This is a genomic window from Lelliottia sp. GFLA7 (genome assembly GCF_056490165.1).
Window position 1 is genome coordinate 405,736 of the sequence record NZ_JBWLAQ010000002.1, and the last position, 26,138, is coordinate 431,873.

Annotated in this window: 33 protein-coding genes and 1 pseudogene; 27 read left to right on the plus strand and 7 right to left on the minus strand. The window is 50.4% G+C overall.

Going from position 1 to position 26,138, the window contains the following annotated elements:
* Window positions 1–30: 30 nt before the first annotated feature.
* Window positions 31–1,446, minus strand: a complete 1,416-nt coding sequence (locus AC07RN_RS07460) for a hypothetical protein (RefSeq protein ID WP_478336004.1) — start codon at window positions 1,444–1,446, stop codon at window positions 31–33.
* A gap of 211 nt (window positions 1,447–1,657) precedes the next feature.
* Window positions 1,658–2,494, minus strand: a complete 837-nt coding sequence (locus AC07RN_RS07465; protein WP_478336005.1) for a flagellin N-terminal helical domain-containing protein — start codon at window positions 2,492–2,494, stop codon at window positions 1,658–1,660.
* 383 nt (window positions 2,495–2,877) lie between these two features.
* Here AC07RN_RS07465 and fliD point away from each other — a divergent pair, with 383 nt between their 5' ends.
* From fliD to amyA, 4 genes are all read left to right on the plus strand, one after another.
* Window positions 2,878–4,302, plus strand: a complete 1,425-nt coding sequence (fliD, locus tag AC07RN_RS07470; RefSeq protein WP_478336006.1) for a flagellar filament capping protein FliD — start codon at window positions 2,878–2,880, stop codon at window positions 4,300–4,302.
* Window positions 4,303–4,315: 13 nt separating this feature from the next.
* Window positions 4,316–4,726, plus strand: coding sequence for a flagellar export chaperone FliS (fliS, locus tag AC07RN_RS07475; protein ID WP_015959526.1), 411 nt, complete (start codon window positions 4,316–4,318; stop codon window positions 4,724–4,726).
* Entirely contained in the window at window positions 4,726–5,088 is a 363-nt protein-coding gene (gene fliT, locus AC07RN_RS07480; protein WP_478336007.1) for a flagella biosynthesis regulatory protein FliT, read from the plus strand. The genes fliS and fliT overlap by 1 nt, the downstream gene beginning before the upstream one ends.
* Window positions 5,089–5,154: 66 nt before the next feature.
* On the plus strand, window positions 5,155–6,642 hold the full coding sequence (amyA, locus tag AC07RN_RS07485) for an alpha-amylase (RefSeq protein WP_478336008.1): 1,488 nt from the start codon (window positions 5,155–5,157) through the stop codon (window positions 6,640–6,642).
* A 52-nt stretch (window positions 6,643–6,694) separates the two neighbouring features.
* On the opposite strand, the gene yedD is transcribed toward amyA, so the two are convergent.
* Both yedD and AC07RN_RS07495 read right to left on the minus strand, forming a co-directional pair.
* Window positions 6,695–7,108 (minus strand): lipoprotein YedD, encoded by a 414-nt coding sequence (gene yedD, locus AC07RN_RS07490; protein WP_478336281.1) that lies wholly within the window; start codon window positions 7,106–7,108, stop codon window positions 6,695–6,697.
* 242 nt (window positions 7,109–7,350) lie between these two features.
* Window positions 7,351–7,737, minus strand: coding sequence for a HumD family translesion DNA polymerase (locus AC07RN_RS07495; RefSeq protein ID WP_478336009.1), 387 nt, complete (start codon window positions 7,735–7,737; stop codon window positions 7,351–7,353).
* A gap of 104 nt (window positions 7,738–7,841) precedes the next feature.
* On the opposite strand from AC07RN_RS07495, the gene AC07RN_RS07500 reads away from it, so the two are divergent.
* The 3 genes from AC07RN_RS07500 to AC07RN_RS07510 all read left to right on the plus strand — a co-directional run bounded on the left by AC07RN_RS07500 (window position 7,842) and on the right by AC07RN_RS07510 (window position 10,492).
* Window positions 7,842–8,102: a hypothetical protein gene (locus AC07RN_RS07500; RefSeq protein ID WP_478336010.1), complete on the plus strand. Its 261-nt coding sequence runs from the start codon at window positions 7,842–7,844 to the stop codon at window positions 8,100–8,102.
* The gene (locus AC07RN_RS07505; protein WP_478336011.1) at window positions 8,103–8,483 is read left to right on the plus strand and encodes an SGNH/GDSL hydrolase family protein; all 381 of its coding nucleotides are present in this window, start codon (window positions 8,103–8,105) and stop codon (window positions 8,481–8,483) included.
* Between the two features lie 98 nt (window positions 8,484–8,581).
* Entirely contained in the window at window positions 8,582–10,492 is a 1,911-nt protein-coding gene (locus AC07RN_RS07510; protein ID WP_478336012.1) for an acyltransferase family protein, read from the plus strand.
* A 36-nt stretch (window positions 10,493–10,528) separates the two neighbouring features.
* Here AC07RN_RS07510 and AC07RN_RS07515 read toward each other — a convergent pair whose 3' ends face one another.
* Window positions 10,529–11,827: a hypothetical protein gene (locus tag AC07RN_RS07515; RefSeq protein ID WP_478336013.1), complete on the minus strand. Its 1,299-nt coding sequence runs from the start codon at window positions 11,825–11,827 to the stop codon at window positions 10,529–10,531.
* Between the two features lie 106 nt (window positions 11,828–11,933).
* Here AC07RN_RS07515 and AC07RN_RS07520 point away from each other — a divergent pair, with 106 nt between their 5' ends.
* Window positions 11,934–12,059 carry a hypothetical protein gene (locus tag AC07RN_RS07520; RefSeq protein WP_478336014.1) on the plus strand — a complete coding sequence of 42 codons (126 nt, stop codon included), beginning with the start codon at window positions 11,934–11,936 and terminating at the stop codon, window positions 12,057–12,059.
* An 82-nt stretch (window positions 12,060–12,141) separates the two neighbouring features.
* On the opposite strand, the gene AC07RN_RS07525 is transcribed toward AC07RN_RS07520, so the two are convergent.
* Window positions 12,142–12,333 (minus strand): hypothetical protein, encoded by a 192-nt coding sequence (locus AC07RN_RS07525; RefSeq protein WP_235134921.1) that lies wholly within the window; start codon window positions 12,331–12,333, stop codon window positions 12,142–12,144.
* A gap of 164 nt (window positions 12,334–12,497) precedes the next feature.
* Between AC07RN_RS07525 and AC07RN_RS07530 the strand changes: the two genes are divergently transcribed.
* The 8 genes and pseudogenes from AC07RN_RS07530 to AC07RN_RS07565 all read left to right on the plus strand — a co-directional run bounded on the left by AC07RN_RS07530 (window position 12,498) and on the right by AC07RN_RS07565 (window position 16,008).
* On the plus strand, window positions 12,498–12,686 hold the full coding sequence (locus AC07RN_RS07530; protein WP_478336015.1) for a DUF551 domain-containing protein: 189 nt from the start codon (window positions 12,498–12,500) through the stop codon (window positions 12,684–12,686).
* Between the two features lie 142 nt (window positions 12,687–12,828).
* Window positions 12,829–13,059, plus strand: a complete 231-nt coding sequence (locus AC07RN_RS07535; RefSeq protein ID WP_478336016.1) for a hypothetical protein — start codon at window positions 12,829–12,831, stop codon at window positions 13,057–13,059.
* Complete coding sequence (locus AC07RN_RS07540; RefSeq protein ID WP_478336017.1) at window positions 13,056–13,370, plus strand: hypothetical protein; 315 nt, start codon at window positions 13,056–13,058, stop codon at window positions 13,368–13,370. Before AC07RN_RS07535 ends, AC07RN_RS07540 begins: the two co-directional genes overlap by 4 nt.
* Window positions 13,370–13,663, plus strand: a complete 294-nt coding sequence (locus tag AC07RN_RS07545) for a hypothetical protein (protein WP_478336018.1) — start codon at window positions 13,370–13,372, stop codon at window positions 13,661–13,663. Before AC07RN_RS07540 ends, AC07RN_RS07545 begins: the two co-directional genes overlap by 1 nt.
* Before the next feature lie 76 nt (window positions 13,664–13,739).
* The gene (gamL, locus tag AC07RN_RS07550; protein ID WP_478336019.1) at window positions 13,740–14,018 is read left to right on the plus strand and encodes a host nuclease inhibitor GamL; all 279 of its coding nucleotides are present in this window, start codon (window positions 13,740–13,742) and stop codon (window positions 14,016–14,018) included.
* A gap of 15 nt (window positions 14,019–14,033) precedes the next feature.
* A pseudogene (locus tag AC07RN_RS07555) lies at window positions 14,034–14,432 on the plus strand (recombinase RecT); the annotation flags it as partial.
* A complete protein-coding gene (gene xisR / locus AC07RN_RS07560; RefSeq protein ID WP_478336020.1) occupies window positions 14,431–14,664 on the plus strand; it encodes an excisionase family protein in 234 nt (77 codons plus the stop codon). The pseudogene AC07RN_RS07555 and the gene xisR, both read left to right, overlap by 2 nt.
* Before the next feature lie 45 nt (window positions 14,665–14,709).
* A complete protein-coding gene (locus tag AC07RN_RS07565) occupies window positions 14,710–16,008 on the plus strand; it encodes a tyrosine-type recombinase/integrase (RefSeq protein WP_478336021.1) in 1,299 nt (432 codons plus the stop codon).
* Window positions 16,009–16,031: 23 nt separating this feature from the next.
* On the opposite strand, the gene fliE is transcribed toward AC07RN_RS07565, so the two are convergent.
* On the minus strand, window positions 16,032–16,346 hold the full coding sequence (gene fliE / locus AC07RN_RS07570; protein ID WP_015959530.1) for a flagellar hook-basal body complex protein FliE: 315 nt from the start codon (window positions 16,344–16,346) through the stop codon (window positions 16,032–16,034).
* 228 nt (window positions 16,347–16,574) lie between these two features.
* Between fliE and fliF the strand changes: the two genes are divergently transcribed.
* The 11 genes from fliF to fliP all read left to right on the plus strand — a co-directional run bounded on the left by fliF (window position 16,575) and on the right by fliP (window position 26,130).
* Window positions 16,575–18,272, plus strand: coding sequence for a flagellar basal-body MS-ring/collar protein FliF (fliF, locus tag AC07RN_RS07575; RefSeq protein WP_015959531.1), 1,698 nt, complete (start codon window positions 16,575–16,577; stop codon window positions 18,270–18,272).
* A complete protein-coding gene (gene fliG, locus AC07RN_RS07580; protein ID WP_015959532.1) occupies window positions 18,265–19,266 on the plus strand; it encodes a flagellar motor switch protein FliG in 1,002 nt (333 codons plus the stop codon). Before fliF ends, fliG begins: the two co-directional genes overlap by 8 nt.
* The gene (gene fliH, locus AC07RN_RS07585) at window positions 19,259–19,969 is read left to right on the plus strand and encodes a flagellar assembly protein FliH (protein ID WP_015959533.1); all 711 of its coding nucleotides are present in this window, start codon (window positions 19,259–19,261) and stop codon (window positions 19,967–19,969) included. The genes fliG and fliH overlap by 8 nt, the downstream gene beginning before the upstream one ends.
* Window positions 19,969–21,339 carry a flagellar protein export ATPase FliI gene (gene fliI / locus AC07RN_RS07590; RefSeq protein WP_478336022.1) on the plus strand — a complete coding sequence of 457 codons (1,371 nt, stop codon included), beginning with the start codon at window positions 19,969–19,971 and terminating at the stop codon, window positions 21,337–21,339. The genes fliH and fliI overlap by 1 nt, the downstream gene beginning before the upstream one ends.
* A gap of 21 nt (window positions 21,340–21,360) precedes the next feature.
* Window positions 21,361–21,804: a flagellar export protein FliJ gene (gene fliJ, locus AC07RN_RS07595; RefSeq protein WP_015959535.1), complete on the plus strand. Its 444-nt coding sequence runs from the start codon at window positions 21,361–21,363 to the stop codon at window positions 21,802–21,804.
* Entirely contained in the window at window positions 21,801–23,024 is a 1,224-nt protein-coding gene (fliK, locus tag AC07RN_RS07600; protein WP_015959536.1) for a flagellar hook length control protein FliK, read from the plus strand. The genes fliJ and fliK overlap by 4 nt, the downstream gene beginning before the upstream one ends.
* 105 nt (window positions 23,025–23,129) lie before the next feature.
* Complete coding sequence (gene fliL, locus AC07RN_RS07605; RefSeq protein ID WP_015959537.1) at window positions 23,130–23,597, plus strand: flagellar basal body-associated protein FliL; 468 nt, start codon at window positions 23,130–23,132, stop codon at window positions 23,595–23,597.
* Between the two features lie 4 nt (window positions 23,598–23,601).
* Window positions 23,602–24,606 carry a flagellar motor switch protein FliM gene (gene fliM / locus AC07RN_RS07610; RefSeq protein WP_015959538.1) on the plus strand — a complete coding sequence of 335 codons (1,005 nt, stop codon included), beginning with the start codon at window positions 23,602–23,604 and terminating at the stop codon, window positions 24,604–24,606.
* Complete coding sequence (fliN, locus tag AC07RN_RS07615; protein ID WP_015959539.1) at window positions 24,603–25,016, plus strand: flagellar motor switch protein FliN; 414 nt, start codon at window positions 24,603–24,605, stop codon at window positions 25,014–25,016. The genes fliM and fliN overlap by 4 nt, the downstream gene beginning before the upstream one ends.
* A gap of 2 nt (window positions 25,017–25,018) precedes the next feature.
* Entirely contained in the window at window positions 25,019–25,393 is a 375-nt protein-coding gene (gene fliO, locus AC07RN_RS07620; RefSeq protein ID WP_478336023.1) for a flagellar biosynthetic protein FliO, read from the plus strand.
* Window positions 25,393–26,130, plus strand: coding sequence for a flagellar type III secretion system pore protein FliP (gene fliP / locus AC07RN_RS07625; RefSeq protein ID WP_331389883.1), 738 nt, complete (start codon window positions 25,393–25,395; stop codon window positions 26,128–26,130). Before fliO ends, fliP begins: the two co-directional genes overlap by 1 nt.
* The last annotated feature ends 8 nt before the right edge of the window (window positions 26,131–26,138 follow it).

Sequence of the window (26,138 nt, forward strand, 5' to 3'; positions counted from 1 at the left end):
ATAAAGAATGAAACCTGCTTTGCCAGGGTCTTAGACCGTTGGCAGATATTTGCTGTTCAGCTGGCGTTTATAGTCCTGATAAGGACCGGCAGCATTTTTCTTCGTGGTCACCACCCAGCTAAACGCTGCGTCGGAATACCTGATATCAATAAGCTCTTCCGTCGGTTCGCGACCAACGGCCATCTGCTCCATCGGGGATAAAATATCAACGGCGAAAGAGAGCGCAATTTGATCGAGGAACCACTCGGCTTTATCGCAAGCCAGGTTAACGTCGATGAAATGACCGACGGCTGCAAAATACTTTTGCGAGATTTCACCGCCGCGGGTATAGACGAATCCGGCTGGGATCTGTTCCCAAAGCGGCAGCCCTTCATGATGCGAGAAGATCAGTTCGTTATCCGGGTAGCGCGCTTTGACGTCAGCCCACGGTTTTCTCACCAGGCAATCGGCGTCCAGCACCATAACCGGCCCGGCGATTTTCTCGACAGCATGGCTCAGGAAGACAAAACGGCGGCAGGCGTAATGCACATTCACCGCTTTTACCGCGGCAAAATATTCGCTGCTGAGTGAGATCGACAGCCCTGGCAGTTTTTCGCCGAGAGACTTCAAATGCGAAATCATTTCAGCGTCACAGTTATAAATGTGGACATGGACGTTCAGCGCGGTGCCGTTGGTTTCATAAATGGAGAGCAGCAGTGCGATTGCGTGTTCGTAGTAATAGCCTTTATCGCATGCCATCAGCACGGTCGTTTTGCCGTTATCCTCCGGCGCAATCAGCCATTCGTAGCGGGAGGCATCCAATTCGGGCGCGGGTTCAACCAGCGGTCGGAAATCAATAAACGAATCAGGATAACCGCCCAGCTTATAGATGCAGCACACTATCATCACCAGCGTCATGCGGTCTTCGCCAATCAGATCGGCATTGGACGTTAACTGCTGAATCACCACGTGCGCCTGGTTGTAATCCTCTTCCATCAGGCAGATGAGCAGCAGGATTTTCAGCACATTTGGCGTTTCGCTGAGCGTTGAAAGATTGTTGGAGATCAGGAACAGCACCGAGTCGATTTCGTTGACGCGGAACAACAGTTGAATGGAAGCCACCAGATAATTCACGTTATCCGAAAGCTGCATGGCTTCTACCACTTGACTGGTGATCAGCGCGACTGTTTCGGGTGCCAGCGGTCCGTCAGAGCGGCCATCAAATGCACCGTTGGCCAGCGCAATCGCGCTCATCATCAGCTTTAGCGCCCGATCGTTTTCCGTGTCTAAATCAGTTTCCGCATCCCATAATTTCGCGTCGAGCGAGTCAAAATCGGCATTGGCATAGTTCAGGATTTCGACCACCAGATGCGCAGGCAGAGCATCTGCCTCAGGCAAAGAGATCGTACGGGTGAAGACATCCCGATAAAATTGATGCAAAGCTCGGGTACGAGCGTAATTAGTCATATTTTACGTAACCTGTGGTGACACAATTTTTAGCCAATGCTGCAGATGCTGAAAGGTTATCACCAGAGCGGCAACCATAATGGCGGGAACAAAACCTAAATGAAGGGCTTATTTTCGATATTAGAAAGAGACGGGACTGACGTAATTAAGGAAAGAAAGGCAAAAAAAAAGGCTGCTGTTTCCAGCAACCTTTTCTGAATATTCTGCGAAATTAACGCAGCAGGGACAGCATCGCCTGTGGAACCTGGTTTGCCTGGGACAGTACAGAAGTACCAGCCTGCTGCAGGATCTGCGCGCGAGACATGTTAGAAACTTCTGTAGCGTAGTCAGCGTCCTGGATACGGGACTGAGCAGCAGACAGGTTGGTGATAGAGTTGTTCAGGTTGTTGATGGTAGATTCGAAACGGTTCTGAATCGCACCCATGTTTGAACGAGCGGTATCGATTTTACCGATAGCTTCGTCAGCTGCAGAGATAACTGCCTGTGCAGAAGAGTTATCAGCAATTTTGGTGCTCAGAGTGGAGCTCAGAGTACCAGAAGTTGCGTTGATCAGCGCAGTGCTGTCGATAGAGATGGTGTCGTTAGTAGAAACACCAGCACCAACCTGAATGCTCAGCGCGGTAGATACAGAACCGTCCAGCAGGTTTTTACCGTTGAAGTTAGCACCGCCCGCGATACGGTCGATTTCAGACAGACGCTGTGTGATTTCAGTGTTGATTGAATCCAGGTCAGTTGTACCGTTGGTGTCGTTTGCTGCCTGTACAGACAGTTCACGGATACGCTGTAAGTTGGTGTTGATTTCGTTCAGGTTGCCTTCAGCAGTCTGAACCAGGGAGATACCGTCGTTGGCGTTACGTGCTGCCTGAGTCATCCCTTTAATCTGGGAGTTCATACGGTTAGCAATCGCCTGGCCAGCAGCATCGTCTTTAGAGCTGTTGATACGCAGACCAGAAGACAGACGCTCGATAGCGGTGCCCAGGGAAGACTGAGATTTGTTCAGGTTGTTCTGAGTAGTCAGGGACAACAGGTTAGTATTGATAACAGCCATGATTAAATTCCTTCAAATTGGTTTTTAGGGTCGGTGTCTAACACTCACGGCGTCTCTCACCGTCAACAAGGTTATCGACGGGTCTGAAAAAGACTTTAGAAAATATCTAAGGATTTTTTTAATTGGCTGTTTTTAAACGAATTGTTTTTTCATTCATGCTTTCCGCATTCCTTTTAGGCGTTCAAAATCTCGCCTTCGGTGCTTACGTATTGCCCTCTTTATTACAGGTCGATCCTGGCGTTGAAATGTCATGACGAACGTTATACTTATATAAGCATCCGTTTGAGGGGGTAATTCGGCGATTTATTTTTTTGGGCTTACCGTAAACTTTTCCTCTTCATGGCCGATATAAGTCTGAAACTACCATTGACAAGGAACAATGTATGGCGACTATCAGTAACCTCGGCGTCGGTTTGCCTGGGCTGTCAGACCTGTACGATAAGTTACAGGCTGCGGAAGAGACGAAATTAACGGCCATCGCCACGCAGAAAACCAAATACGATGCGCAGATCACCGGTTACGGCAAATTACAAAGCTCCCTGACCACTCTGCAAACCGCTGCGGCTAAGCTGGCTAACACTGATACCTGGAACTCAACGACGGTTACCAGCACCAATACCGCGTTCGCTGCCACTACCTCTACTAATGCTAACGTTGGCGAGTTCACGATCAATGTTGCCAAGATTGCGAAAGGTCAGGTTCTGACGACAGCGCCAGGCACCATTGATAGCAATACCAAACAGCTCGGCGGCACCACTACAGATAACACCCGTACCATTACCATCACCCAGGCTGGCGCTGACAGCAAACCGATGACGGTGAAACTGGCAGACGGTGATACATCTCTGAATGGAATTGCTAAAGCCATTAACGCAGCCAATGGCGGCGTGACGGCAAGCGTCGTCAAAGCCGATAACGGTGATTACCGCTTGATGCTGTCTTCAAAAACCACCGGTACTGATTCGAATATGACGGTATCAGTGACGGGTGATGACACGCTGAACGACGTGATTGGCAGCGCTGCTCTGAACGAGCAGGTTAAATCGCAGAATGCCGTTGTGAACGTTAACGGTATCGACATCATTCGTCAGAGCAATGTTATCAACGACGCGATGCCAGGGGTGACCTTAACCCTGAAAGCGCAAAGCACAGCAGATGAAACGCTGTCAGTCACTCGCTCAACCGACGATAACAAAAAAGCTATTACCGACTGGGTAAGCGCCTACAACGCGTTGCAATCAACGATTGCTTCTCTGACCAAATACTCACCTCCTGCGACGGGCGCTACAGCACAGAACTCCAGCAATGGCGTATTGATGGGTGACAGCACTATCAGGGGAGTACAGTCCGATCTTCGCTCTTTATTGACCAATGTCCAGAGTGGATCGTATGCCATTATGGCGCAGTTGGGCATCACCCAGGATCCGTTAAAAGGCGCTGATGGCGCGGTTGGGAATCTGAAGATTGATGACAAAAAGCTCACCCAGGTGTTAGCGGATAACCCAGCAGGCGTACAGGCATACTTTGTCGGTGACGGCAAAACCACCGGTTTCGCTACCCAGATGAATAGCAAACTCACCACGATGCTCAGCACGTCAGTGGGTAAAGAAGGCGTTATTCAGAACGCGAAAGACGGTATCAACGCCACGCTGAAATCCATTGGTAAGCGTTATGAAGCCATGGAACTCACCATTGATGCCACGATGGCGCGTTACAAAAAACAATTTAGTGATTTAGATGCACTGGTCACCAAATTTAATGGTACCGCAAGCTATCTGACTCAACAGTTCAGTACGAAGTCGTCATAAGAAAGGAACCTTTATGTATAGCAAATCTGGTGTACAGGCCTATCAGAAGGTAGGTGTTGAATCTGCCGTCTTAAGTGCCAGCCCGCACCAGTTGGTTGTCATGCTATTCGACGGTGTCCATAGCGCGCTTGTTCGAGCGCGCCTTTTCCTTGAGCAGGGTGATATCCCTGCTAAAGGAGAAGCGCTATCGAAAGCCATTAATATTATCGACAATGGACTTAAAGCTGGGCTGAACATGGATGTTGGGGGCACGCTTCCCCATAACCTTTCAGCACTTTACGACTATATGGTACGCCGTTTGTTGCACGCTAACCTGCGTAACGACGTTGAGGCTATCGTTGAAGTTGAAGCACTGCTGCTTAATATTTCCGACGCCTGGAAGCAAATCAATCCAGGTTTTCCTCCCACGCAGGATCAATTTTGATGAAAGACTCCAGCTTATCCCTTAAAAAGTGGCATGCACTTTCTGCGCTGAGCAATACCATGCTAAGCCTTGCTCAATCCGGGAAATGGGATGAGCTTATTGAACAGGAGGTTGCCTACGTTTCGCTGGTAGAGAAGATCAGCATTACCCCTTTCCCGCCTGACAGTAAGCATATACAGGAACAGGCAATGGTGATGCTGAACAATGTGCTGCAGAATGAAATGACGCTGAAAACTCTGCTGCAGGAACGGATGGATGAACTGCACGGTTTGATGGCCCAGACCGGCAAGCAGAAAAATGTGAATATTACCTATGGAAGACTTTCCGGTAACGTTTTGTTTCCCGGTGAGATCAATCAGTAATCCACATTAGCGGTTTATGATCCATACTCCAGAGATTCGCCGATAACGGCCTCTGGAGCACGGAAGATGAAAAATCCCACGCTATTACAATGTTTTCACTGGTATTACCCCACCGGCGGTGAATTGTGGCCGGAAGTGACTGCCCTGGCTCCCAATCTTAATGAAATCGGCATCAATATGATTTGGCTGCCCCCCGCTTACAAAGGCGCATCGGGCGGTTATTCAGTTGGCTACGACTCGTACGATTTGTTCGACCTCGGTGAATTTGATCAAAAAGGCTCTATTGCCACTAAGTATGGTGACAAGGCCCAATTGCTTGAAGCCATCGCGGCGTTAAAAAGTAATGACATTGCGGTGCTGCTGGACGTGGTGGTGAACCATAAAATGGGTGCGGACGAAAAAGAGCCCATCCGTGTGCAGCGCGTTAATGAGCAGGACCGGACCCAGATCGACGATGAAGTCATCGAATGCGAAGCCTGGACCCGCTACACCTTCCCTGTCCGCGCCGGTCAATATTCTCAGTTTGTCTGGGATTTCAAATGCTTTAGCGGCATTGATCATATCGAAAACCCGAACGAGGACAGCATCTTTAAAATCGTCAATGATTACACCGGCGAAGGCTGGAACGATCAGGTCGATAATGAGTTGGGGAATTTCGACTATTTGATGGGCGAAAACATTGATTTTCGCAATCATGCCGTGACGGAAGAGATCAAATACTGGGCACGTTGGGTCATGGAACAGACCCAGTGCGACGGTTTTCGACTCGATGCAGTCAAACATATCCCCGCCTGGTTCTATAAAGAGTGGATCGAACACGTCCAGGAAGTCGCACCAAAACCGCTGTTTATCGTGGCAGAATACTGGTCCCACGAAGTCGACAAATTGCAGCAATACATTGAGCAGGTCGAAGGCAAAACCATGCTGTTCGACGCCCCGCTGCAAATGAAATTCCATGAAGCGTCTCGCCAGGGACGTGACTATGACATGAGCCAGATTTTCACCGGTACGCTGGTTGAAGCCGATCCGTTCCACGCAGTGACGCTGGTGGCCAACCATGACACCCAACCCCTTCAGGCGTTAGAGGCCCCGGTCGAATCCTGGTTCAAACCCCTCGCCTACGCATTAATCCTGCTGCGCGAAAACGGCGTACCCAGCGTGTTTTACCCCGATCTCTTTGGCGCGAGCTATGAAGACACGGGCGGCGACGGCGAAACTTACCCTATCGAAATGCCGATTATCGAACAGCTGCACGAGCTGATCCTCGCCCGTCAACGCTTTGCCCATGGGGTGCAAACGCTCTATTTTGATCATCCAAACTGTATTGCGTTCAGCCGCAGCGGCACGGATGAAGAGCCTGGCTGTGTGGTGGTGTTGTCTAACGGTGACGAGGGCGAAAAAGTGATCTGTCTGGGCGAGAATTACGGCAACAAGAGCTGGCGTGATTTCCTCGGCAACCGTGAAGAGACGGTAACTACCGCCGCAGATGGCGAAGGCACGTTCACCTGTAACGGCGGCAGCGTGAGTATCTGGGTGATGGAGGATGTGCTGTAAGGGATAAGATTTTGTTTGCCGGGTAAGGCAGCGTTGCCACCCGGCACACACGTTATGGCAAGGTACTTTCGAGAGGATTTTTAGTCAGGTATTGCGCGCATTCTACCGTTGGACGGTCAACGCGTTGCAATTCCATACCATCATATTCCAGGGTATTGCCTTCACGTTCCAGATGATAAATATCCAGTTTGCGCGTGACGTTATAGAAATCATCTGAGCGCAGCATGATTTTACCTGGCACAGCTACCACTCGCTGCCACTGACGACAATCCAGCGTGTCGCCCTCTTCCGTCACCACAAGCGTTGCAATCGCCTGCGGACTCACCAATTTGCTTTGCGGCCCTGTCGACTGCCAGTAGCCCGCCAGATGTGCAGGGACCGGATGTTTAATCACTTCCTGATAATTATCGACCTGCACACAACCGGTCAACGCCAGCAGCGCGCCGACCATCACTATTTTTTTCATCATCTTTCCTGCCTGCGAAGAAAAAAATATTGTGGCATTAAAGCGTTAAAGCTGCCAGCGCAAGATTCTGAATGCGTAGCAGGGACTACACCTGCATCGACATCATATGACCGTGCATTTTTCATAATCGACAATAATCGCCCAAGAGCGCACCACATAACAGGCTGTTAGCATCGACCAAAACATCAGTCGTCTAAATTCGAGTTAGAACGAGTGATGCTTTATGCCCCATATATGCCCCATCACATCACCGGGCAGTCATCGAACTCACCAGACTGCGCATCGTTGATGATGTACGTTATCACCCCGAATACCGGACGCGACGTATCTGCACCGGTATCTTCCGGTATCTCCTCTCGCTTGCCGTTCTCCAGGTTGACCAAATGCGGCCTTGGGTGCGATCGGTATCGCTTCACTCTGAATTCCCCATCCATGCAACAAACCAGCAATGACCCATCGCACACAGTCAGTGAGCAGTCGATAACCAGCAGCGCACCTTTAATGATTCCCTCCCGATAGTGCGTGTTACCTGCTCTCATGTAGTACGTTGCGGCTGGATGCCTTATGAACTTCGCATCAAGCGAAATCCTTTCCTCTACATAGTCTGCTGCCGGTGACGGGAATCCCATGATGACCTCCGATTAGTTACTGTATGCATATACAGTATTATCAATTGAGGGTTCAGATCAAGGGCGCTACATCGTATGATGTGGTAAAAATCGGAGAGGTGTTGATGTTACGAACAATTTTTTTAGCCGGTGCGCTGGTCGCGTTTTCATCGGCTGCTGCTGAGAACCAGGTGTCTACCAAGGAAGCTAACCCTTTCAAACAGACGATGTGGTACTTCACTGAGATGCATCTGAACCAGGCTGGTCCAGATGACATCCTGTTCTTCGGTGATTCACTGGTGCAGGGAATGAACATGGACGGTCTCAAGTTTAAAGCCGTCAACATGGGGATCGGCGGCTACACGCTGGCCGAAATCACGAACTGAATGAAGGCCGTTCGCGTGCAGGATTACAGGGCGATTATCGTTGAGGGTGGGGTTAACGATGTCCTAATTGGTAGAACTGATGAGCAAGTTAAAGCTGGATATGATACTTTGTTTGCTGAAGCGAGCAGGTCAAAACGATTCTACTTTTCGCAGATGCTTCCTGCCCTTGCGACTAGTCACGATAAAGAAAACAGTCTCATTGAAGAACTAAATAAATACACATCATCCCTATGTAAAAAAACGAAGCAATGTCGTTTGATTACGTCACCATCTGTAATGTGGAAAAATAACAGCAGTAGCTACTACTTCCCAGATGGTGTGCACCTAAGGAAAGAAGCATATCAGGCGTGGGCCGATAGCATTAACTTTATAGTTAAATAAAAAACAACCCCCATAGTGGGGTGTGATCTAAACTTGATGCTCTACTTAATGAGTGGCATTAAATAAATTAAAAATCAGATATTGGTGTAATTACGGAAATGAATATAAAATATAGACCCGACATTGATGGATTAAGGGCAGTTGCCGTTTTGCTAGTGGTGATTTATCACGCATTCCCAGAGGCATTGCCTGGTGGCTTCATTGGAGTTGATATCTTCTTTGTAATTTCAGGTTATCTAATAACATCAATTCTTAAAAAGGAAATGGAGAATGGTTCATACTCCATAAAGGAGTTCTATCGCCGTAGGGTAGACAGAATATTTCCAGCATTGACCATTGTCATGATCTCTTGCCTTATTTTTGGTTGGTATACTCTTTTTGCTGATGAATTTATGCAGGTTGGTAAGCAAATAGCGGGAGGGGCTGGATTCATTGCAAACATTGTTTTGTATAGCGAGACTGGTTACTTTAATGCAACGTCAGCAACGAAGCCATTGCTACACCTTTGGTCTCTGGGGGTTGAGGAGCAGTATTACTTAATATTCCCGATAGTTCTTTATATTTTATTTAGAAGAAAAATCAGCGTATCTATATCAATACTGGCGTTAGCGCTGGCTTCATTCATCATTAATGTTATTCAAGTTGGTAATAATGTAGAGGCCGCGTTTTACCTTCCTCAGTATAGATTCTGGGAGTTGCTTACTGGATCTATGATAGCTCTCCTGCCTTCAACATCTAAATTACTAAATATCAATAGCCGTTTATCATTTACTATTTCGTGTGCATCATTGCTAGCCTTGCTTTTCACATCATTAAAAATTGACAGCAGTGTGTTGTTCCCTGGGTGGTATGCACTCATACCAGTAATTGCTACATCTTTATTGATTATAACGTCATTGAGATCAAGACCTGTTAACTACTTGTTATCATCAAGTCCTCTGGTTGCTTTAGGCTTAGTAAGCTATCCTCTTTATCTTTGGCACTGGCCTTTACTGTCATTCGCATACATTATAAACGGAGACACGCCTGCCGAGTATGTAAGAATTCTCCTTGTTATTGCATCAGTTATTTTAGCGGTACTAACATATGTATGTGTAGAGAAGCCACTGAAAAAGATAAAATCTTGGCGGGCAAAAACAATACCGATGCTTATCGTAATGTCAGTGATCGGATTGTCTGGTCTTTATATTTTCGCCAATAACGGAATAAACGACCGTGCAAATATAAAATTAAGTAATGCTATAAGTTCTCAACTGAATGGTGCTCTTTGGCAATACACAAACAATGCGAAATGCTTAAATAGATTCGACTTCCCAGAAGTTAAGTCTATGCCATGGTGGTTTTGCATGTTAAAACGAGATGAGTCACCTAGGATTGTTCTAGTTGGTAATAGTTTTGCTAACCACCTTTATCCTGCATTTGCTAAAAATGAAAAACTAAAAGATGTAAATGTATTATCAATAGGCATGAATAACGTTGTTGAAGGAATAATTAATAACAACAATGAACTTAAGGTCTCACAATTTAATTATATAAACAATATCATCAAAGATGATAGAAATATTGAGTATGTCATTATTGGTGGTATTACTGACAATGCGGACATAAGCTACATAAAGGCCCTATCAGAGAGGGTTGCAATATTTACAAATAGCGGCAAGAAGGTCATTTTATTCTACCCTCACGTCATGCTTACATCTAACATAAAGGCTTGTTTCGCGCGCCCGTTGAAGGCTCCTGAGTCAGACTGCGTTACCGATACAAAAGAAGTAACCTCTATACGTAATAACTTTAAAAGGGTTGAGAATTACATCTCAAAGAATAATACAAATGTTATGTTCTTTGACCCGAATGTTACTTTTTGCTCGAAAGAAAGCTGCTCTTCAGTAATTGATGGGATGCCTGTGTATAGGGATCAGTACAAGCACTTATCAGAGTATGCCAGTGTGAAAGTTGGAGAGAGGTTTGCCGGTTGGGCTAAGGTGCACGCTCCTGATTTAGTCAATTAATTAATAAGGGCCCTTTCGGGCCCTTTTAGTTTCTAGTTATCCTACAACTGTTGACGTCCCACACTGGAAAAATATTCCATTAATTAATCTGAACTCATAAATGGCCCTTCTGCCGGTCTGGGTTGTTATATCTGCGTTCCCAGAGGAAAGCCTAAAGTCAGAGCTAAACGCGACTGAGATGGGGTTCCCTGCGACACCAGATGAAACAACTGAAACTGCGAGATTTGATCCATTTATCCAGTTGGCGATACTTGACACTGCCACGGTTAGAGCGCATCCAGCAGGGACATTTACGTTTACTAATCCACTTGCAGTCACGGTCGTCCCTATGGTGCACGTAAACGAAGCGCCTGATGCTGAGATATTTACTTGCTTGCTGGAAAGAACATCTCCGGATGCGGTTACAGGGTATCCACCCGTATCTGTCGCTGCTCCAATATTTGTATATACATTGGAAATTCCCTGCACTAATGTCTGCAAACCAGCGTCAGTTGATACGCTTCTATAAATGTCAAATGAACCAAACAACCCAACGTTTGCGTTGGATGTGGGTCTTGAGCTTCCATTGTATGAGTTGCCGCATATTTTATGTCTTGATACATATTGTTGCGTAGGGGTTCTGTAGAATGTAGCATTTGCAATATCCCCTTCAATCAGGTTGTTCTCGTAGACCAAGTTTCTACCGCCGTGAGACCTAATCACGTGAAGGGTGGTGGTTAATATCTGGCTTCTTATTCTATTGATGTATACATCACTGTTTATTTCGTTTTGAAATATAACAGGAATTCCCTCAGTGTATCCACCAAAGAAGCTAACGATACCACTTCTCGTCCTGAATCCAATCCCAATATAACTATTAACTCCTGATGCCCATCCAGCATCTACAGGGTAATCAGAAGGCATTGAGTAATATGTTCGGGAATTATTAATATACTCAGCCATGACGCCATAGATATTTACTCCTGCACACTCAATAAGAGTCGCCCCCTGGTAAAGGCCCTCAAGCTCCAACCCGTTAAAGTTAATGCTATTTACTCTATTGAGAAGAATCCCTACTGCGCAATCCCATATTTTTAAATTGTTGGTGTTAACGATAAAGCACCATACCATTTTTAGGCCATAACCACGCCAACAACCTGCAATGGTTACATTATCGATCACGATGTCGCGCTTGGCTCTAGTTTCGTCACCCAGAACAGAATCATCATTGATTTTTATTCCGCCTAAACAACCACCAGTAGTGTTACCTCTAAATCCAAAATCTTTCAGGTATATTGCGTCTGGATTAAAGCTACCGTTAGTTCTTAACCACGGCTCATAGTAGATAAGCGCCAAGCCAGACAACCGCAAGATTCTCTCGCTGACTCGCAAGCCGAAATCACGCATAGAAAGCGCTGTGAACCCGATTGATTTATCAGGTCTGGCTGAGTATCGGCAGGAGATGGAAAGACGCGCAGAAGCTGTTGAGCGCAAAAATCACCGCACCTGGTACAAGGACAGCAACCCGTTCGGCAACAAAATCCATGCGGTACAGAAATCACGCGGTAAATCTAACCCGCTGATTTAATCATTTGGTTTGAGTTGTGTTTGAATAGCCAGCTCATTTTAGGTTGAGCTGGCTAATGTATGAATATGCGAGGGCATATTCGTTAGGAAACGAATTTCTTGAATGCCTCAGTTCTTCTGTTCTTCAAGAACTCTTTGAGATCATCTTTTGATAGTAACTCTTCAAATTCCTTTTCCTTATCAATTAACTGAACCAAAAAATCTTCAGCCTTCAACGCAGAGCCATTGGCTTGCATGAAAGCTAGGGCGACTTCTTTTGAGGTGAACTTTGACATGAAAACTTCCCTAGTTTGATGTTGGTTTTCTGAGTCTACCCATTTCAATTTCTTCTGAGAAGTGGTTGGGAGGTTTGTAGTGCTTAAAAACCATGCAAAAAAATTAATACAGGCTGCCAAATAGGCGGCCTTTTTATTAGCTCACGAGACAAGAGGGTAAGGCGATGGAATGGGTTAAGTGCAGCGAAAGACTACCACTGCAGCAAAGGTTACTTCTTCTTTTTGTTGATGGTGATTATGAGTTTGGTCAGTTGCGTGATGATGATTTCTGGATTTTCACCAACGGACAGTTCAAGAAACGCTACGTATTTTGCGAAGTTACACATTGGGCAATGCTCAATCACCCTGAATAACCCGCTCCGGCGGGTTTTTTATTGCTGATACCAAAGCATCTTCACGAGGGTGCTCCGTTATCAGGGCGGCTATCCACCGCTTAAATGTCTGCATATGCAGAGGTCTTTAGTTCAGCGGCGCGGCTTAAGCGCGGAGATGATTATGAGCAATAAAGAATACGAACAGGCGTTTCCAACTCGCGATGATAACTACGACTCAAAATACTCTGGCCCGGGCATGACGCTGCGCGACTACTTCGCAGCTAAGGCTATGCAGGCAATTATAAGTAACTCGTCAATTATTGATGGCGATTCTGAAGGGGCGATCAGTTTTGCATCAAACGCAGCGTACCATTTTGCAGATGCAATGCTCCGTGTTCGGGAGGACTCATGACAACCACAGTCACCCACAACAACAAGCAGTACACAGTGAGCCGATTAGCAAACGGTCATTCATGGCAACTGGTAGAAGTCGGCAACGTTCGTCACAAGCTCACGATGAACCGTGACCAGATGATTAAGAATGGCTTCGGTCACATCGTCAGCCAGAGCATCGTCGACTCGCACAAGCTCCGCGCATCACTGAGCAAGAAAGCCATTGCTCGCTATCTGGAAGACTCGGTAATGCTGCAACAGGCAATTGAGGCTCAGCGCAATGCGCTTGGAGTCAGGGTAAATCGTAACTCGTTTGAAGTGAGGGTGTGATGGAAGAATTCAAAGGAACAAAAGAAGATTTAGGCGTTTGGAAATATGGAAACGATCTGATTATTACCACTCCTGCTGGAGGTCATATCTGCCGGACATCCTTACCAGAACACTCCGACCGCTGGCATGAATATGTTTACGCAAATGCGTTCATGCTTTCGGCTGCACCACAGATGCTGGAAGCCTTGCAAGCGGTAATTTCTGTAGCCGACAGAGACACAGACGAGTTTGCAAAAGCTCGTGCGGCGGTAGCCAAAGCCCTCGGCGGCGACTCAATTAACATCCCGCGATAACCCCTCCCCCCATTCATCACTCCCTGTCCGGCTATCGCAGACGGGAAGCGCACAACCAAAATTCAGGAGTTCAGAAATGAACGCATATCGAGCTTATGACCGCATCGAGGACGGACGCTGGGTGCAGCAGCAGATTGCCGATGAGAAAGATAAGTGGATTGACGATCGGGCAAAGGAGTTAATCGAGATGTTCCCGAAAGAACCAGGCATGAACCGTTCGCTATTCCTGCCAGATGAAGCCTGCTATGCGCTCCAAAGTGAAGAGGCTCAAGAGGCTTACAACACTTTCATTTCCACATGCGCTTACGCACGGGCCGAGAAGGAATGGGAGCGTGTAGCGCCCTGCCCGTTTTAATTTCAGGGGATTAGCATGAGCAACATCGTTGAATTCGTAAAACAGCAGGAGCCGCTATTCTGCAAAGCCCTGACTGACCAGTCGGTGACATGGGCTAAGGAAAGCCAGTTCGCCATGCAGATTTTTCAGGGCAATGACTATCTGGCGAAGCTTGCATTCCAGAATCAGACAAGCGCACAGAACGCCATTATCAACGTGGCGGCGATAGGGATATCGCTAAACCCTGCGCAGAAACTTGCCTACCTGGTGCCGCGTAAAGGCGCTATCTGTCTTGATATTAGCTACATGGGCCTGATGCATATAGCCCAGCAATCAGGCGCTATCAAGTGGTGCCAGTCAGCCATTGTCCGCAAGAATGACCAGTTCCGCCGTGAGGGCCTGGATAAGCCGCCAGTTCACATCTACAACGACTTTGACACCGAGGAGCAGCGCGGAGATAACCCAAGAGAAGCTTGTCGAGATCACCGGCTTACGACCTGGCACTATCGATGCGGCGCGCAAGAAATCATGGATGGTTGGCCGCGAATATCTTCATGTCGCACCTGACGGAAACCCCAAAGAAAACAGCGAGTGCATGTACAACCGAAAAGCTGTCGATCAGTGGGTTGAGAGCATGTCAAAGAAACAGCCGGGTGCGCGCCAATGAAGAACCGTTTATGCTTATCCGGCTCTTGGGCGTCAGGAGGGAGTAATGGCTAAGTCAGCATACCCAACAGGCGTAGAGAATCATGGCGGAAATCTTCGCATATGGTTCATTTATAAAGGGGCCAGGGTTAGGGAAAACCTTGGCGTGCCGGACACACCAAAAAACAGGAAAATGGCTGGAGAGCTTCGCGCCGCAGTTTGTTTTGCGATTAAGACAGGAAGCTTCAACTACCCTGCTCAGTTCCCCGACTCCCCTAACCTGAAGAAATTCGGCGTAGAGAGTAAGGAAATAACAGTCATGGAGCTTGGCAGGAAATGGCTTGAGTTAAAACGAATGGAGATCAGCACTAACGCAATGGGTCGCTATACATCCATTGTCAGAAACATGGTGCCGAGAATTGGCGGGGACAGGTTTGCTTCATCTGTAACTAATGAAGACCTGCTTTTCATCAGGAAGGATTTACTGACTGGGTATCAGATTTTAAAGGTTGGGCACCGGACACCAGTGAAAGGCAGATCCGTTCCTACCGTGAACAATTACATGAACATCATGGCAGGCATGTTCCAGTTCGCTGCAGATAGTGGGTATATAAAGTCCAATCCGTTCTCTGGTATCTCAGCACTGAAGAAGTCGAAGGTTGACCCTGACCCGTTAACGCGTGATGAGTTCATGAGGCTGATAGATGGTTGCCACCATCAGCAGCAGAAAAACATGTGGTCTCTGGCTGTGTATACCGGCGTCCGGCATGGTGAGCTTGTTTCGCTTGCGTGGGAAGATATAGACCTGAAGGCCGGAACGATGATGATCCGTCGTAACCACACTTTAACGAAGGAGTTCACCCTTCCAAAAACTGAGGCCGGTACGAACAGGGTTATCAATCTTATCCAGCCAGCGATCGACGTGTTGCGTAACCAGGCGGAAATGACAAGGCTAGGGAAGCAATATGCGGTTGAGGTAAAGCTCAGGGAGTTTGGCAGAACTGAAATGCATCCATGCACTTTCGTGTTCAACCCACAAATAGCGACACGTAATAGCCTGGCAGGGCATCATTACGCAGTGGGGTCGATTAACCAGAGCTGGGAAACGGCAATGCGCCGCGCCGGGATTCGTTACCGCAAAGCATATCAGTCCAGGCACACTTACGCATGCTGGTCATTAACAGCTGGTGCAAACCCTAACTTCATAGCGAAGCAAATGGGTCACTCAGATGCTCAGATGGTTTACCGCGTTTACGGATCATGGATGGCCGAAAACAATCAGGACCAGGTGATCATCCTGAACCAGAAATTATCCGAGTTTGCCCCACCCATGCCCCACGCAGTGGGATCGAGTTACAGTAAGTGATGTTTATCAGTAGGTTATATCCCCTACACCTGCATCGACATCATTTCCTGATAAGCCGTAACCAGCTTATTTCGTACCTGGATGCCCATCTGTAAAGAGACAGACGATTTTTGCAAATCGGTCATTACGTCGTTCAAAGCCACGCCAGGTTCGCCGAGAGTGAACTTCTCCGCCTGCGTGCGCGCAGCGTTTTGCGTATCGCTGATGCGATCGAGAGCGGCGTGCAGCTGTCCTGCAAAGCTGATTTCCGGCTGTGTGTCGGCCACGCTAGTATTACGGGCCGTCATCGCCGTTGCCTGCAACTGACTGATCACCCCTTCAATGCCCTGTATTGCCATGACTCTCCCCTGGATGGTTTTTTATCAGCGGCAAGACTAGCACCTTGTCAATAAGATAATGGCGCTAAATAGCGTTAAAAAAACGGGTTATTTGACGCATAGAAAATCTCAATTCATCAAATAATGGCGGGGCCATAAATATGGGCCTTTTGTCGTGTTTGCCGACCCGGGAGTCATTTTGTTTCTTTACACAAATAACGTAATCCACATTGAGCCGCGAGGTGCGCTATGACTGCAACAGCAGCAACTGCATCGCAAAATAAATCGCTCGAGTGGATGAACCGCCTGCGTGCGAACCCTAAAATCCCATTGATCGTGGCTGGCGCCGCGGCTATTGCGATTCTCGTTGCGATGGTCCTGTGGGCGAAAAGCCCCGACTACCGCACCTTGTATAGCAACGTGTCCGATCAGGATGGCGGGGCTATCGTCACGCAGTTGACCCAATTGAATATTCCTTATCGTTTCGCTGATAACGGCGGAGCGATTGAAGTCCCTGCAGATAAAGTTCACGAACTGCGTCTACGTCTAGCCCAGCAAGGCTTGCCGAAAGGCGGTGCGGTCGGGTTTGAACTGCTGGATCAGGAAAAATTCGGTATCAGCCAGTTTAGCGAGCAGATCAACTACCAGCGTGCGCTGGAAGGTGAACTGGCGCGCACCATTGAAACGCTGGGTCCGGTTAAAACCGCTCGCGTGCATTTGGCTATGCCAAAACCGTCTCTCTTCGTGCGCGAGCAGAAGAATCCATCCGCATCGGTGACCGTCACTCTAGAACCGGGCCGTGCGTTGGATGAAGGACAAATCAGCGCGGTGACCCATCTGGTCTCCAGCGCCGTTGCCGGTTTACCAACAGGCAACGTGACCGTCGTCGACCAGAGCGGTCATCTGCTGACGCAATCCAACACCAGCAGCCGCGACCTCAACGACGCACAGCTGAAATACGCTAACGATGTCGAAGGCCGCATTCAGCGCCGCATCGAAGCAATCCTTGGCCCTATCGTGGGCAGCAGCAACATTCATGCGCAGGTTACCGCGCAAATCAACTTTGACAATAAAGAGCAGACGGAAGAACAGTACAGCCCGAACGGAGATGCCGCTCAGGCCGTGATGCGTTCACGTCAGTTGAACACCACTGAACAGATTGGCGGCCAAAATCCTGGCGGCGTGCCGGGCGCACTCTCTAATCAGCCTGCTCCGGCCAACAGTGCACCCATTTCAACGCCACCTGCTAACCAGCAGAATGGGCAACAAAACGGTCAGCAGAATAATCAGCAACAGCAGACCACGTCGACGGCAGCCAGCTCCGGTCCGCGCAATAGCAGCCGTAACGAAACGACCAACTACGAAGTTGACCGTACGATTCGTCACACCAAGATGAACGTCGGCGATGTCCAGCGCCTGTCGGTGGCTGTAGTGGTGAACTATAAAACGCTGCCGGACGGTAAGCCTCTGCCGCTGACCACCGATCAGATGAAACAAATTGAAGACCTGACCCGCGAAGCGATGGGCTTTACCGAAAAACGCGGTGACTCGCTTAACGTCGTGAACTCGCCGTTCACTGCGACTGACGAAACTGGTGGTGAACTGCCGTTCTGGCAACAACAGTCGTTTATCGAACAGATGCTGTCTGCTGGTCGCTGGCTGCTGGTTCTGATTGTGGCGTGGCTGCTGTGGCGTAAAGCGATTCGTCCACAGCTCACCCGTCGCGCGGAGGAAGCCAAAGCCGCGCAAGAAATGATGAGTGCACGTCAGGATATAGAAGAAGCCGTGGAAGTTCGTCTGAGCAAAGACGAACAGACACAGCAACGCCGTGTGAATCAGCGCCTGGGTGCTGAGGTGATGAGCCAACGCATTCGCGAAATGTCAGACAACGATCCGCGCGTCGTCGCGCTGGTCATCCGCCAGTGGATGAGTAACGACCATGAGTAATTCAACGCTTTCAGGTACGGATAAAAGCGTCATCCTGCTGATGACCATCGGTGAAGATCGTGCGGCAGAGGTGTTCAAACACCTCTCCGACCGCGAAGTCCAGACGCTGAGCCAGGCGATGGCTAACGTGCGTCAGATTTCAAACTCACAGTTGACCGACGTGCTGGCCGAGTTTGAGCGTGAAGCTGAACAGTTTGCTGCACTTAACGTCAACGCCAACGAATACCTGCGTACGGTTCTGGTGAAAGCCCTGGGCGAAGAGCGTGCCTCCAGCCTGCTGGAAGACATTCTCGAAACGCGCGATACCGCCAGCGGCATCGAAACGCTCAACTTTATGGAACCGCAGAGTGCCGCCGACCTTATTCGCGACGAGCACCCGCAGATCATCGCCACCATCCTGGTGCACCTCAAACGTGCGCAGGCGGCCGATATTCTGGCGCTGTTCGACGAACGTCTGCGTCACGATGTCATGCTGCGTATCGCCACCTTCGGCGGTGTCCAGCCAGCGGCGCTGGCGGAATTGACCGAAGTGCTCAACAGCCTGCTCGATGGTCAGAACCTCAAACGCAGCAAAATGGGCGGCGTGAGAACGGCAGCAGAAATTATCAACCTGATGAAAACGCAGCAGGAAGAAGCGGTTATGTCCGCAGTGCGCGAATTCGACGGCGAGCTGGCACAGAAAATTATCGACGAGATGTTCCTGTTCGAAAATCTGGTCGAAGTCGACGATCGCAGCGTCCAGCGCCTGCTTCAGGAAGTGGACTCCGAATCTCTGCTTATCGCGCTCAAAGGTGCCGAGCAGCCGTTGCGCGAGAAGTTCCTGCGCAACATGTCTCAACGTGCGGCGGATATCCTGCGCGACGACCTTGCCAACCGTGGCCCGGTTCGTCTGTCTCAGGTGGAAAACGAACAGAAAGCAATCCTGCTTATTGTTCGTCGTCTGGCAGAGACCGGCGAGATGGTGATTGGCGGCGGAGACGATGCATATGTCTAATGAGCTGCCGTGGAAGCGCTGGACGCCAGACGACCTTGCGCCTCCTCTTACAGAATTCATGCCTGCGATGGTCGCCCTGAGCGACGAAGACAGTGACGCGGAAGAACAACCGGAGCTGACGGAAGAAGAGCAGCGCGTTCAGATGCTGGCACAGCTGCAAATGCAAGCGCATGAGCAGGGCTACACCTCAGGTATGAATGAAGGCCGCCAGCTAGGACAAGAGCAAGGTTATCAGGAAGGATTGGCAAAAGGCCTTGAACAAGGCCTGGAGCAGTCGCGTCAGCAGCAAGCGCCAATCCACGCCCGCATGCAGCAATTAGTCAGTGAATTTCAAAATACCCTCGATGCGCTGGATAGCGTGATTGCCTCGCGTCTGATGCAAATGGCGCTCGAAGCAGCGCGTCAGGTGATTGGCCATACGCCTCCGGTGGACAATTCATCGCTGATCAAACAGATTCAGGGATTACTCCAGCAGGAGCCGTTATTCAGCGGGAAACCTCAGCTGCGCGTGCATCCCGATGATTTACAGCGCGTCGAAGAGATGCTTGGCGCCACGCTTAGCCTGCACGGCTGGCGTCTGCGCGGCGATCCGGCGTTACATCATGGCGGCTGCAAAGTCTCCGCCGATGAAGGCGATCTGGATGCGAGCGTGGCAACGCGCTGGCAGGAACTGTGCCGTCTGGCCGCTCCGGGAGTGATCTGATGACAGCCCGACTCACGCGTTGGTTAAACACGCTCGATAACTTCGAAGCGAAAATGGCGCAACTGCCTTCCGTGCGTCGTTATGGTCGTCTGACCCGCGCAACCGGTCTGGTACTGGAAGCCACCGGTTTACAGCTCCCGCTCGGTGCAACCTGCGTCATTGAACGCCAGGATGGTAACGACACGCAAGAAGTCGAAAGCGAAGTCGTGGGCTTTAACGGCCAACGTCTGTTTTTGATGCCGCTGGAAGAAGTCGAAGGCATTTTGCCCGGTGCGCGCGTGTACGCCAAAAATAATTCCGGCGACGGACTGCACAGTGGCAAGCAATTGCCGCTCGGTCCGGCGCTGTTAGGTCGTGTACTGGATGGCGCAGGCAAACCGCTTGATGGCCTGCCCTCCCCTGATACCACCGAAACCGGCGCGCTGATCACTCAGCCAGTTAACCCGCTGCAACGTACGGCGATCGAACATGTGCTTGATACCGGCGTGCGTCCGATTAACGCCCTGCTGACGGTCGGTCGTGGTCAGCGTATGGGTCTGTTTGCCGGTTCAGGTGTCGGTAAATCCGTCCTGCTCGGCATGATGGCGCGTTACACGCAGGCGGATGTGATCGTCGTGGGCCTGATTGGCGAGCGTGGTCGTGAAGTTAAAGACTTTATCGAGAACATTCTCGGTGCAGAAGGCCGCGCGCGTTCCGTAGTGATCGCCGCGCCAGCGGACGTTTCTCCACTGCTGCGTATGCAGGGTGCGGCTTACGCCACGCGCATTGCAGAAGATTTCCGCGACCGCGGTCAACACGTGCTGTTGATTATGGATTCCCTGACGCGTTATGCGATGGCTCAGCGTGAAATCGCGCTTGCCATCGGTGAACCGCCGGCGACCAAAGGCTATCCGCCATCAGTGTTTGCCAAACTTCCGGCGCTGGTTGAGCGTGCGGGGAACGGGATTACCGGTGGTGGTTCCGTGACCGCGTTTTATACGGTGCTGACCGAAGGCGATGACCAGCAGGACCCCATTGCTGACTCCGCGCGAGCGATTCTTGATGGCCACATTGTGCTGTCGCGTCGTCTGGCGGAAGCCGGTCACTATCCGGCGATTGATATCGAAGCGTCCATCAGCCGTGCCATGACCACGCTTATCACGGAAAAGCACTACGCCCGCGTGCGTAACTTTAAACAACTTCTTTCAAGTTTCCAGCGTAACCGCGACCTGGTGAGCGTGGGCGCGTATGCCAAAGGCAGCGATCCGATGCTCGACAAGGCCATTGCCGTTTGGCCGCAGCTGGAAGCTTTCTTGCAACAAGGTATTTTTGAACGTGCCGACTGGGAAGACTCAACGCAAGCGTTAGAGCTTATTTTCCCGCAGGTGTAATAAAGGTGGAGGGCGGAGATTATGGCGGAACATGGCGCATTAGCTACGCTGAAAGATCTGGCTGAAAAAGAAGTAGATGATGCCGCATTACAACTTGGTGCGATGCGGCGCGGCTGTCAGCAGGCCGAAGAACAGTTATCGATGCTGATCGATTATCAGCATGAATACCGTACCAACCTGAATACCGATATGACACAGGGCATTGGCAGCCAGCGCTGGATTAACTATCAACAGTTTATTCAGACGCTGGAAAAAGCGATTGAACAGCATCGCCAACAGCTGACGCAGTGGAACCAAAAAGTGGATAAGGCGCTCGATTTCTGGCGTGAGAAGAAGCAGCGACTCCAGGCCTGGACAACGTTACAGGACCGACAGAGCGCAGCAACACTGCTTGCCGAGAACCGCCTTGATCAGAAAAAAATGGATGAGTTTGCCCAGCGCGCATCAATGAGGAAATCTGAATGATCACACTGCAACAACTGCTGATGACCGACAGCGACCTGTCCGGCGGTACGCAGACGGGTAAAGGCGCGGATGGCGCGCAAGATTTTCTCTCCCTGCTGGCAGGTGCATTAACCGACGCCACAGGCCAGGGAAAAGACGCCCCGTTGACGTTGGCCGATCTTAAAGCGGCTGGCGGCAAACTGTCGAAAGCGGCCTTATTACAGGACGGCGATAGCGCCATCCCGAGCAAACTCGCCTCTTTGCTGGCGCGTCAGGATCTGTTCAAAGCCGACGATGCGGCACAAGCGGCCACTGCCGAAACCACAATCCAAAGCCTGGTCTCCGGGCTGTTGCCTGCGACGCACAGCGATGCGTTGAAAACGCTCGTGGCTGACGCACAAAAAGAAGACAGCAAAAGCGATCTGAGCGAAGAAGATCTGGCCGGGTTAAGCGCATTAATGGCGATGCTCCCGCATCAGCAAACCGCGACGGCTCGGGCTACACCTGCTAACGAAGTGAACGCGGTGACCACGCAGGCGGCACTCTCTCAGCCGGGTGTTGGCCGTCAGGCTGCACTGAATGATGATGCGTCTACCCTTGGCAAAACCAAAGCACAAACCACTGATGTGGACAGCAAGCTGTCCGCCAGCGCGCAATTAACGCCAGTTGCCACAGCCGCGGCGGAAAAGCATGAAGCCGCGAGTGCGTTCTCGTCCGCGTCACCTTCTGCTTCTCTCGCACCGATCATGACAAACGGCACAACCCCACCGGCACCCACTAACGTCGCATCCGCGCCATTACTGAGCCAGCCACTGGGCACGCAAGAGTGGCAACAGGCAGTCAGCCAACATATCACACTGTTTACTAAACAAGGCCAGCAGAGCGCTGAGTTGCGTTTGCATCCTGAAAATTTGGGTCAAGTTCAAATCTCAATTAAAATGGATGATAACCAGGCTCAGTTGCAGATGATTTCTGCGAATGGTCATGTGCGTTCGGCACTGGAAGCGGCGCTCCCGATGCTGCGCACGCAGCTTGCTGAAAACGGCATTCAGTTATCACAAAGTACTATCAGCAGTGACAGCTCTGCGAACCAGCAGCAGTCGTCTTTCCAGCAGCAACAGCATGCTTCTCGTTCCGGCCAACAGGGCGAAATGAACGATGAAAATGATGAATTGCTGATCACGCCTGCTGCATTACAGTCTGCAGCGCGCGGAAATGGCGCGGTAGACATCTTTGCCTAAACGCCAGAGGTAACGTGATTATCTTCGTTTGTTCCACGCTTTGACAAAAGCAGAACACGGGATAATCACTCTATTAGCTGTACCGAAACAGGAAGCACGTAACCGATGACTGACTCCGCAATCACCAAAAAAGGCAAGCGTTCCATTTGGATCCCGCTGCTGGTGTTGATTACGCTCGCCGCATGCGCCACTGCTGGCTATAGTTACTGGCGGTCGCAGCAAGCGCCGTCAGCCACTGCTAAAGCAGAACCCCCACCGCCTCCGGCCCCGGTCTTTTTCCCAATGGATACGTTTACCGTTAACCTCGGTGACGCGGATCGCGTGCTTTATATCGGCATTACATTGCGTTTGAAAGACGAGGCCACGCGCACACGTCTGAGTGACTATTTACCCGAAGTCCGTAGCCGCCTGTTGCTGCTGTTCTCTCGTCAGGACGCCACTGGGCTGTCAACTGATGACGGTAAGCAGAAGCTGGTCGAGGCCATCAAGCAAACGCTGGCACCACCACTGGTAACCGGTCAACCTAAGCAGGAAGTCACTGACGTTCTGTACACAGCTTTCATCCTGCGGTAGAGACATGGGCGATAGTATTCTTTCTCAAGCGGAAATCGATGCGCTGCTTAACGGCGACAGCGAGAAGAACGATGATCCAAAACCGGGTCTGGGCGGCGAGCCAGAAATTCGTCCCTACGATCCCAATACCCAGCGTCGCGTGGTGCGCGAGCGCCTTCAGGCGCTGGAGATCATCAACGAACGTTTTGCACGACAGTTCCGTATGGGCCTGTTCAACCTGCTGCGTCGTAGCCCGGACATCACCGTCGGTGCGATTCGCATTCAGCCGTATCATGAGTTTGCCCGCAACCTGCCGGTGCCAACTAACCTTAACCTGATCCATCTGAAACCGCTGCGTGGCACCGGCCTGTTCGTGTTTTCTCCGAGCCTGGTGTTTATCGCGGTCGATAACTTGTTTGGTGGCGATGGCCGCTTCCCGACGAAGGTGGAAGGACGCGAATTTACGCACACTGAACAGCGCGTGATCAACCGCATGCTGAAGCTGGCGCTTGAGTCGTACAGCGACGCATGGAAAGCGATCCACCCGCTGGAAGTGGAGTATGTGCGTTCCGAGATGCAGGTGAAATTTACCAACATCACGACGTCACCTAACGACATTGTGGTGAACACACCTTTCCACGTTGAGATCGGTAACCTGACCGGCGAATTCAATATTTGCCTGCCGTTCAGCATGATCGAACCTCTGCGTGAAGTGCTGGTTAACCCGCCGCTGGAAAACTCCCGCAACGAAGATCAGAACTGGCGTGAGAATCTGGTCCGTCAGGTTCAGCACTCGCAGCTGGAACTGGTGGCAAGTTTTGCGGATATTCCGCTACGGTTATCTCAGATACTGAAATTACAACCGGGCGATGTTCTGCCGATAGAAAAACCTGACCGTATTATTGCCCATGTGGATGACGTACCTGTATTGACCAGCCAGTACGGCACCGTAAACGGTCAATATGCGCTACGTGTTGAGCACTTGATCAATCCGATATTGAATTCGCTGAATGAGGAACAGCCCAAATGAGTGATATGAACAATCCGTCCGATGCAAACAGCGGAGCGCTGGACGATCTGTGGGCTGATGCATTAAACGAGCAACAGGCACCCGCGAGCAAAAGCGCTGCGGATGCGGTGTTCCAGCAGTTAGGCGGCGGTGACGTGAGCGGCACCCTGCAAGATATTGACCTGATTATGGATATCCCGGTCAAGCTGACTGTTGAGCTGGGTCGTACGCGTATGACCATCAAAGAGTTACTGCGCCTGACGCAGGGATCTGTTGTGGCACTTGATGGCCTGGCGGGTGAACCGCTGGACATCCTGATCAACGGCTATTTGATTGCTCAGGGCGAAGTTGTGGTTGTGGCTGATAAATACGGTGTGCGTATTACCGACATTATCACCCCTTCCGAACGTATGCGTCGTCTGAGCCGTTAAGTATGAAAACCCAGGCAATCGTCTCACAGCCCTCTGCGGTTCCAGGCTCACCGCTGCTTCAGGTAAGCGGTGCGCTGTTGGGTATTATTGCCTTTATTTTGATTATGGCGTGGCTCGCGAAACGCTTTGGTCTGGCGGGTAAAACCGCCAACACGCGCGGTTTGAAAGTGAGTGCCAGCGCCTCGCTGGGCCCACGCGAGCGCGTGATTATCGTCGACGTTGAAGATGCGCGCCTGGTACTTGGCGTCACCGCATCACAAATCAATGTGCTTCATAAACTGCCTCCTGCGCCTGTTGTGGGCGAGGATAACGCAGAGAATCCAGCGGATTTTCAGTCCGTGTTAAAGAGTTTGCTTAAGCGTTCCGGGAGATCGTGATGCGCCGTTTGTTGTCCCTTACGCTTGCAGGCCTCGCCCTGTTTGCTCCCGCCGTGTATGCGCAATTACCAGGCTTGATTTCCACACCGATGGCTGGAGGAGGACAAAGCTGGTCTTTGCCGGTGCAGACTCTGGTCTTTATTACCTCGCTGACGTTTATCCCGGCTATTTTGCTGATGATGACCAGCTTTACGCGCATCATCATCGTCTTTGGTTTGCTGCGAAACGCGCTGGGTACACCGTCCGCGCCGCCTAACCAGGTGCTGCTCGGTTTAGCACTGTTTCTGACCTTCTTTATCATGTCGCCGGTCATCGATAAGATTTATGCCGACGCCTATCAGCCGTTCAGTGAAGATAAAATTTCCATGCAGGTGGCGCTGGAAAAAGGCGCGCAGCCGCTGCGTGAATTTATGCTGCGTCAGACCCGCGAGGCGGATCTTGCGCTGTTTGCCCGTCTGGCTAACGAAGGCCCGATTCAGGGACCGGAAGCCGTGCCGATGCGCATTTTGCTGCCGGCCTACGTCACCAGCGAATTGAAAACGGCCTTCCAGATCGGTTTTACTATTTTTATCCCGTTCCTGATTATCGACCTGGTGATCGCCAGCGTGTTAATGGCCTTAGGTATGATGATGGTGCCCCCTGCTACCATTGCCCTGCCCTTTAAGATTATGCTTTTCGTACTGGTAGATGGCTGGCAATTGCTTGTCGGGTCGCTGGCGCAAAGTTTCTACAGTTGAGGAGCGCG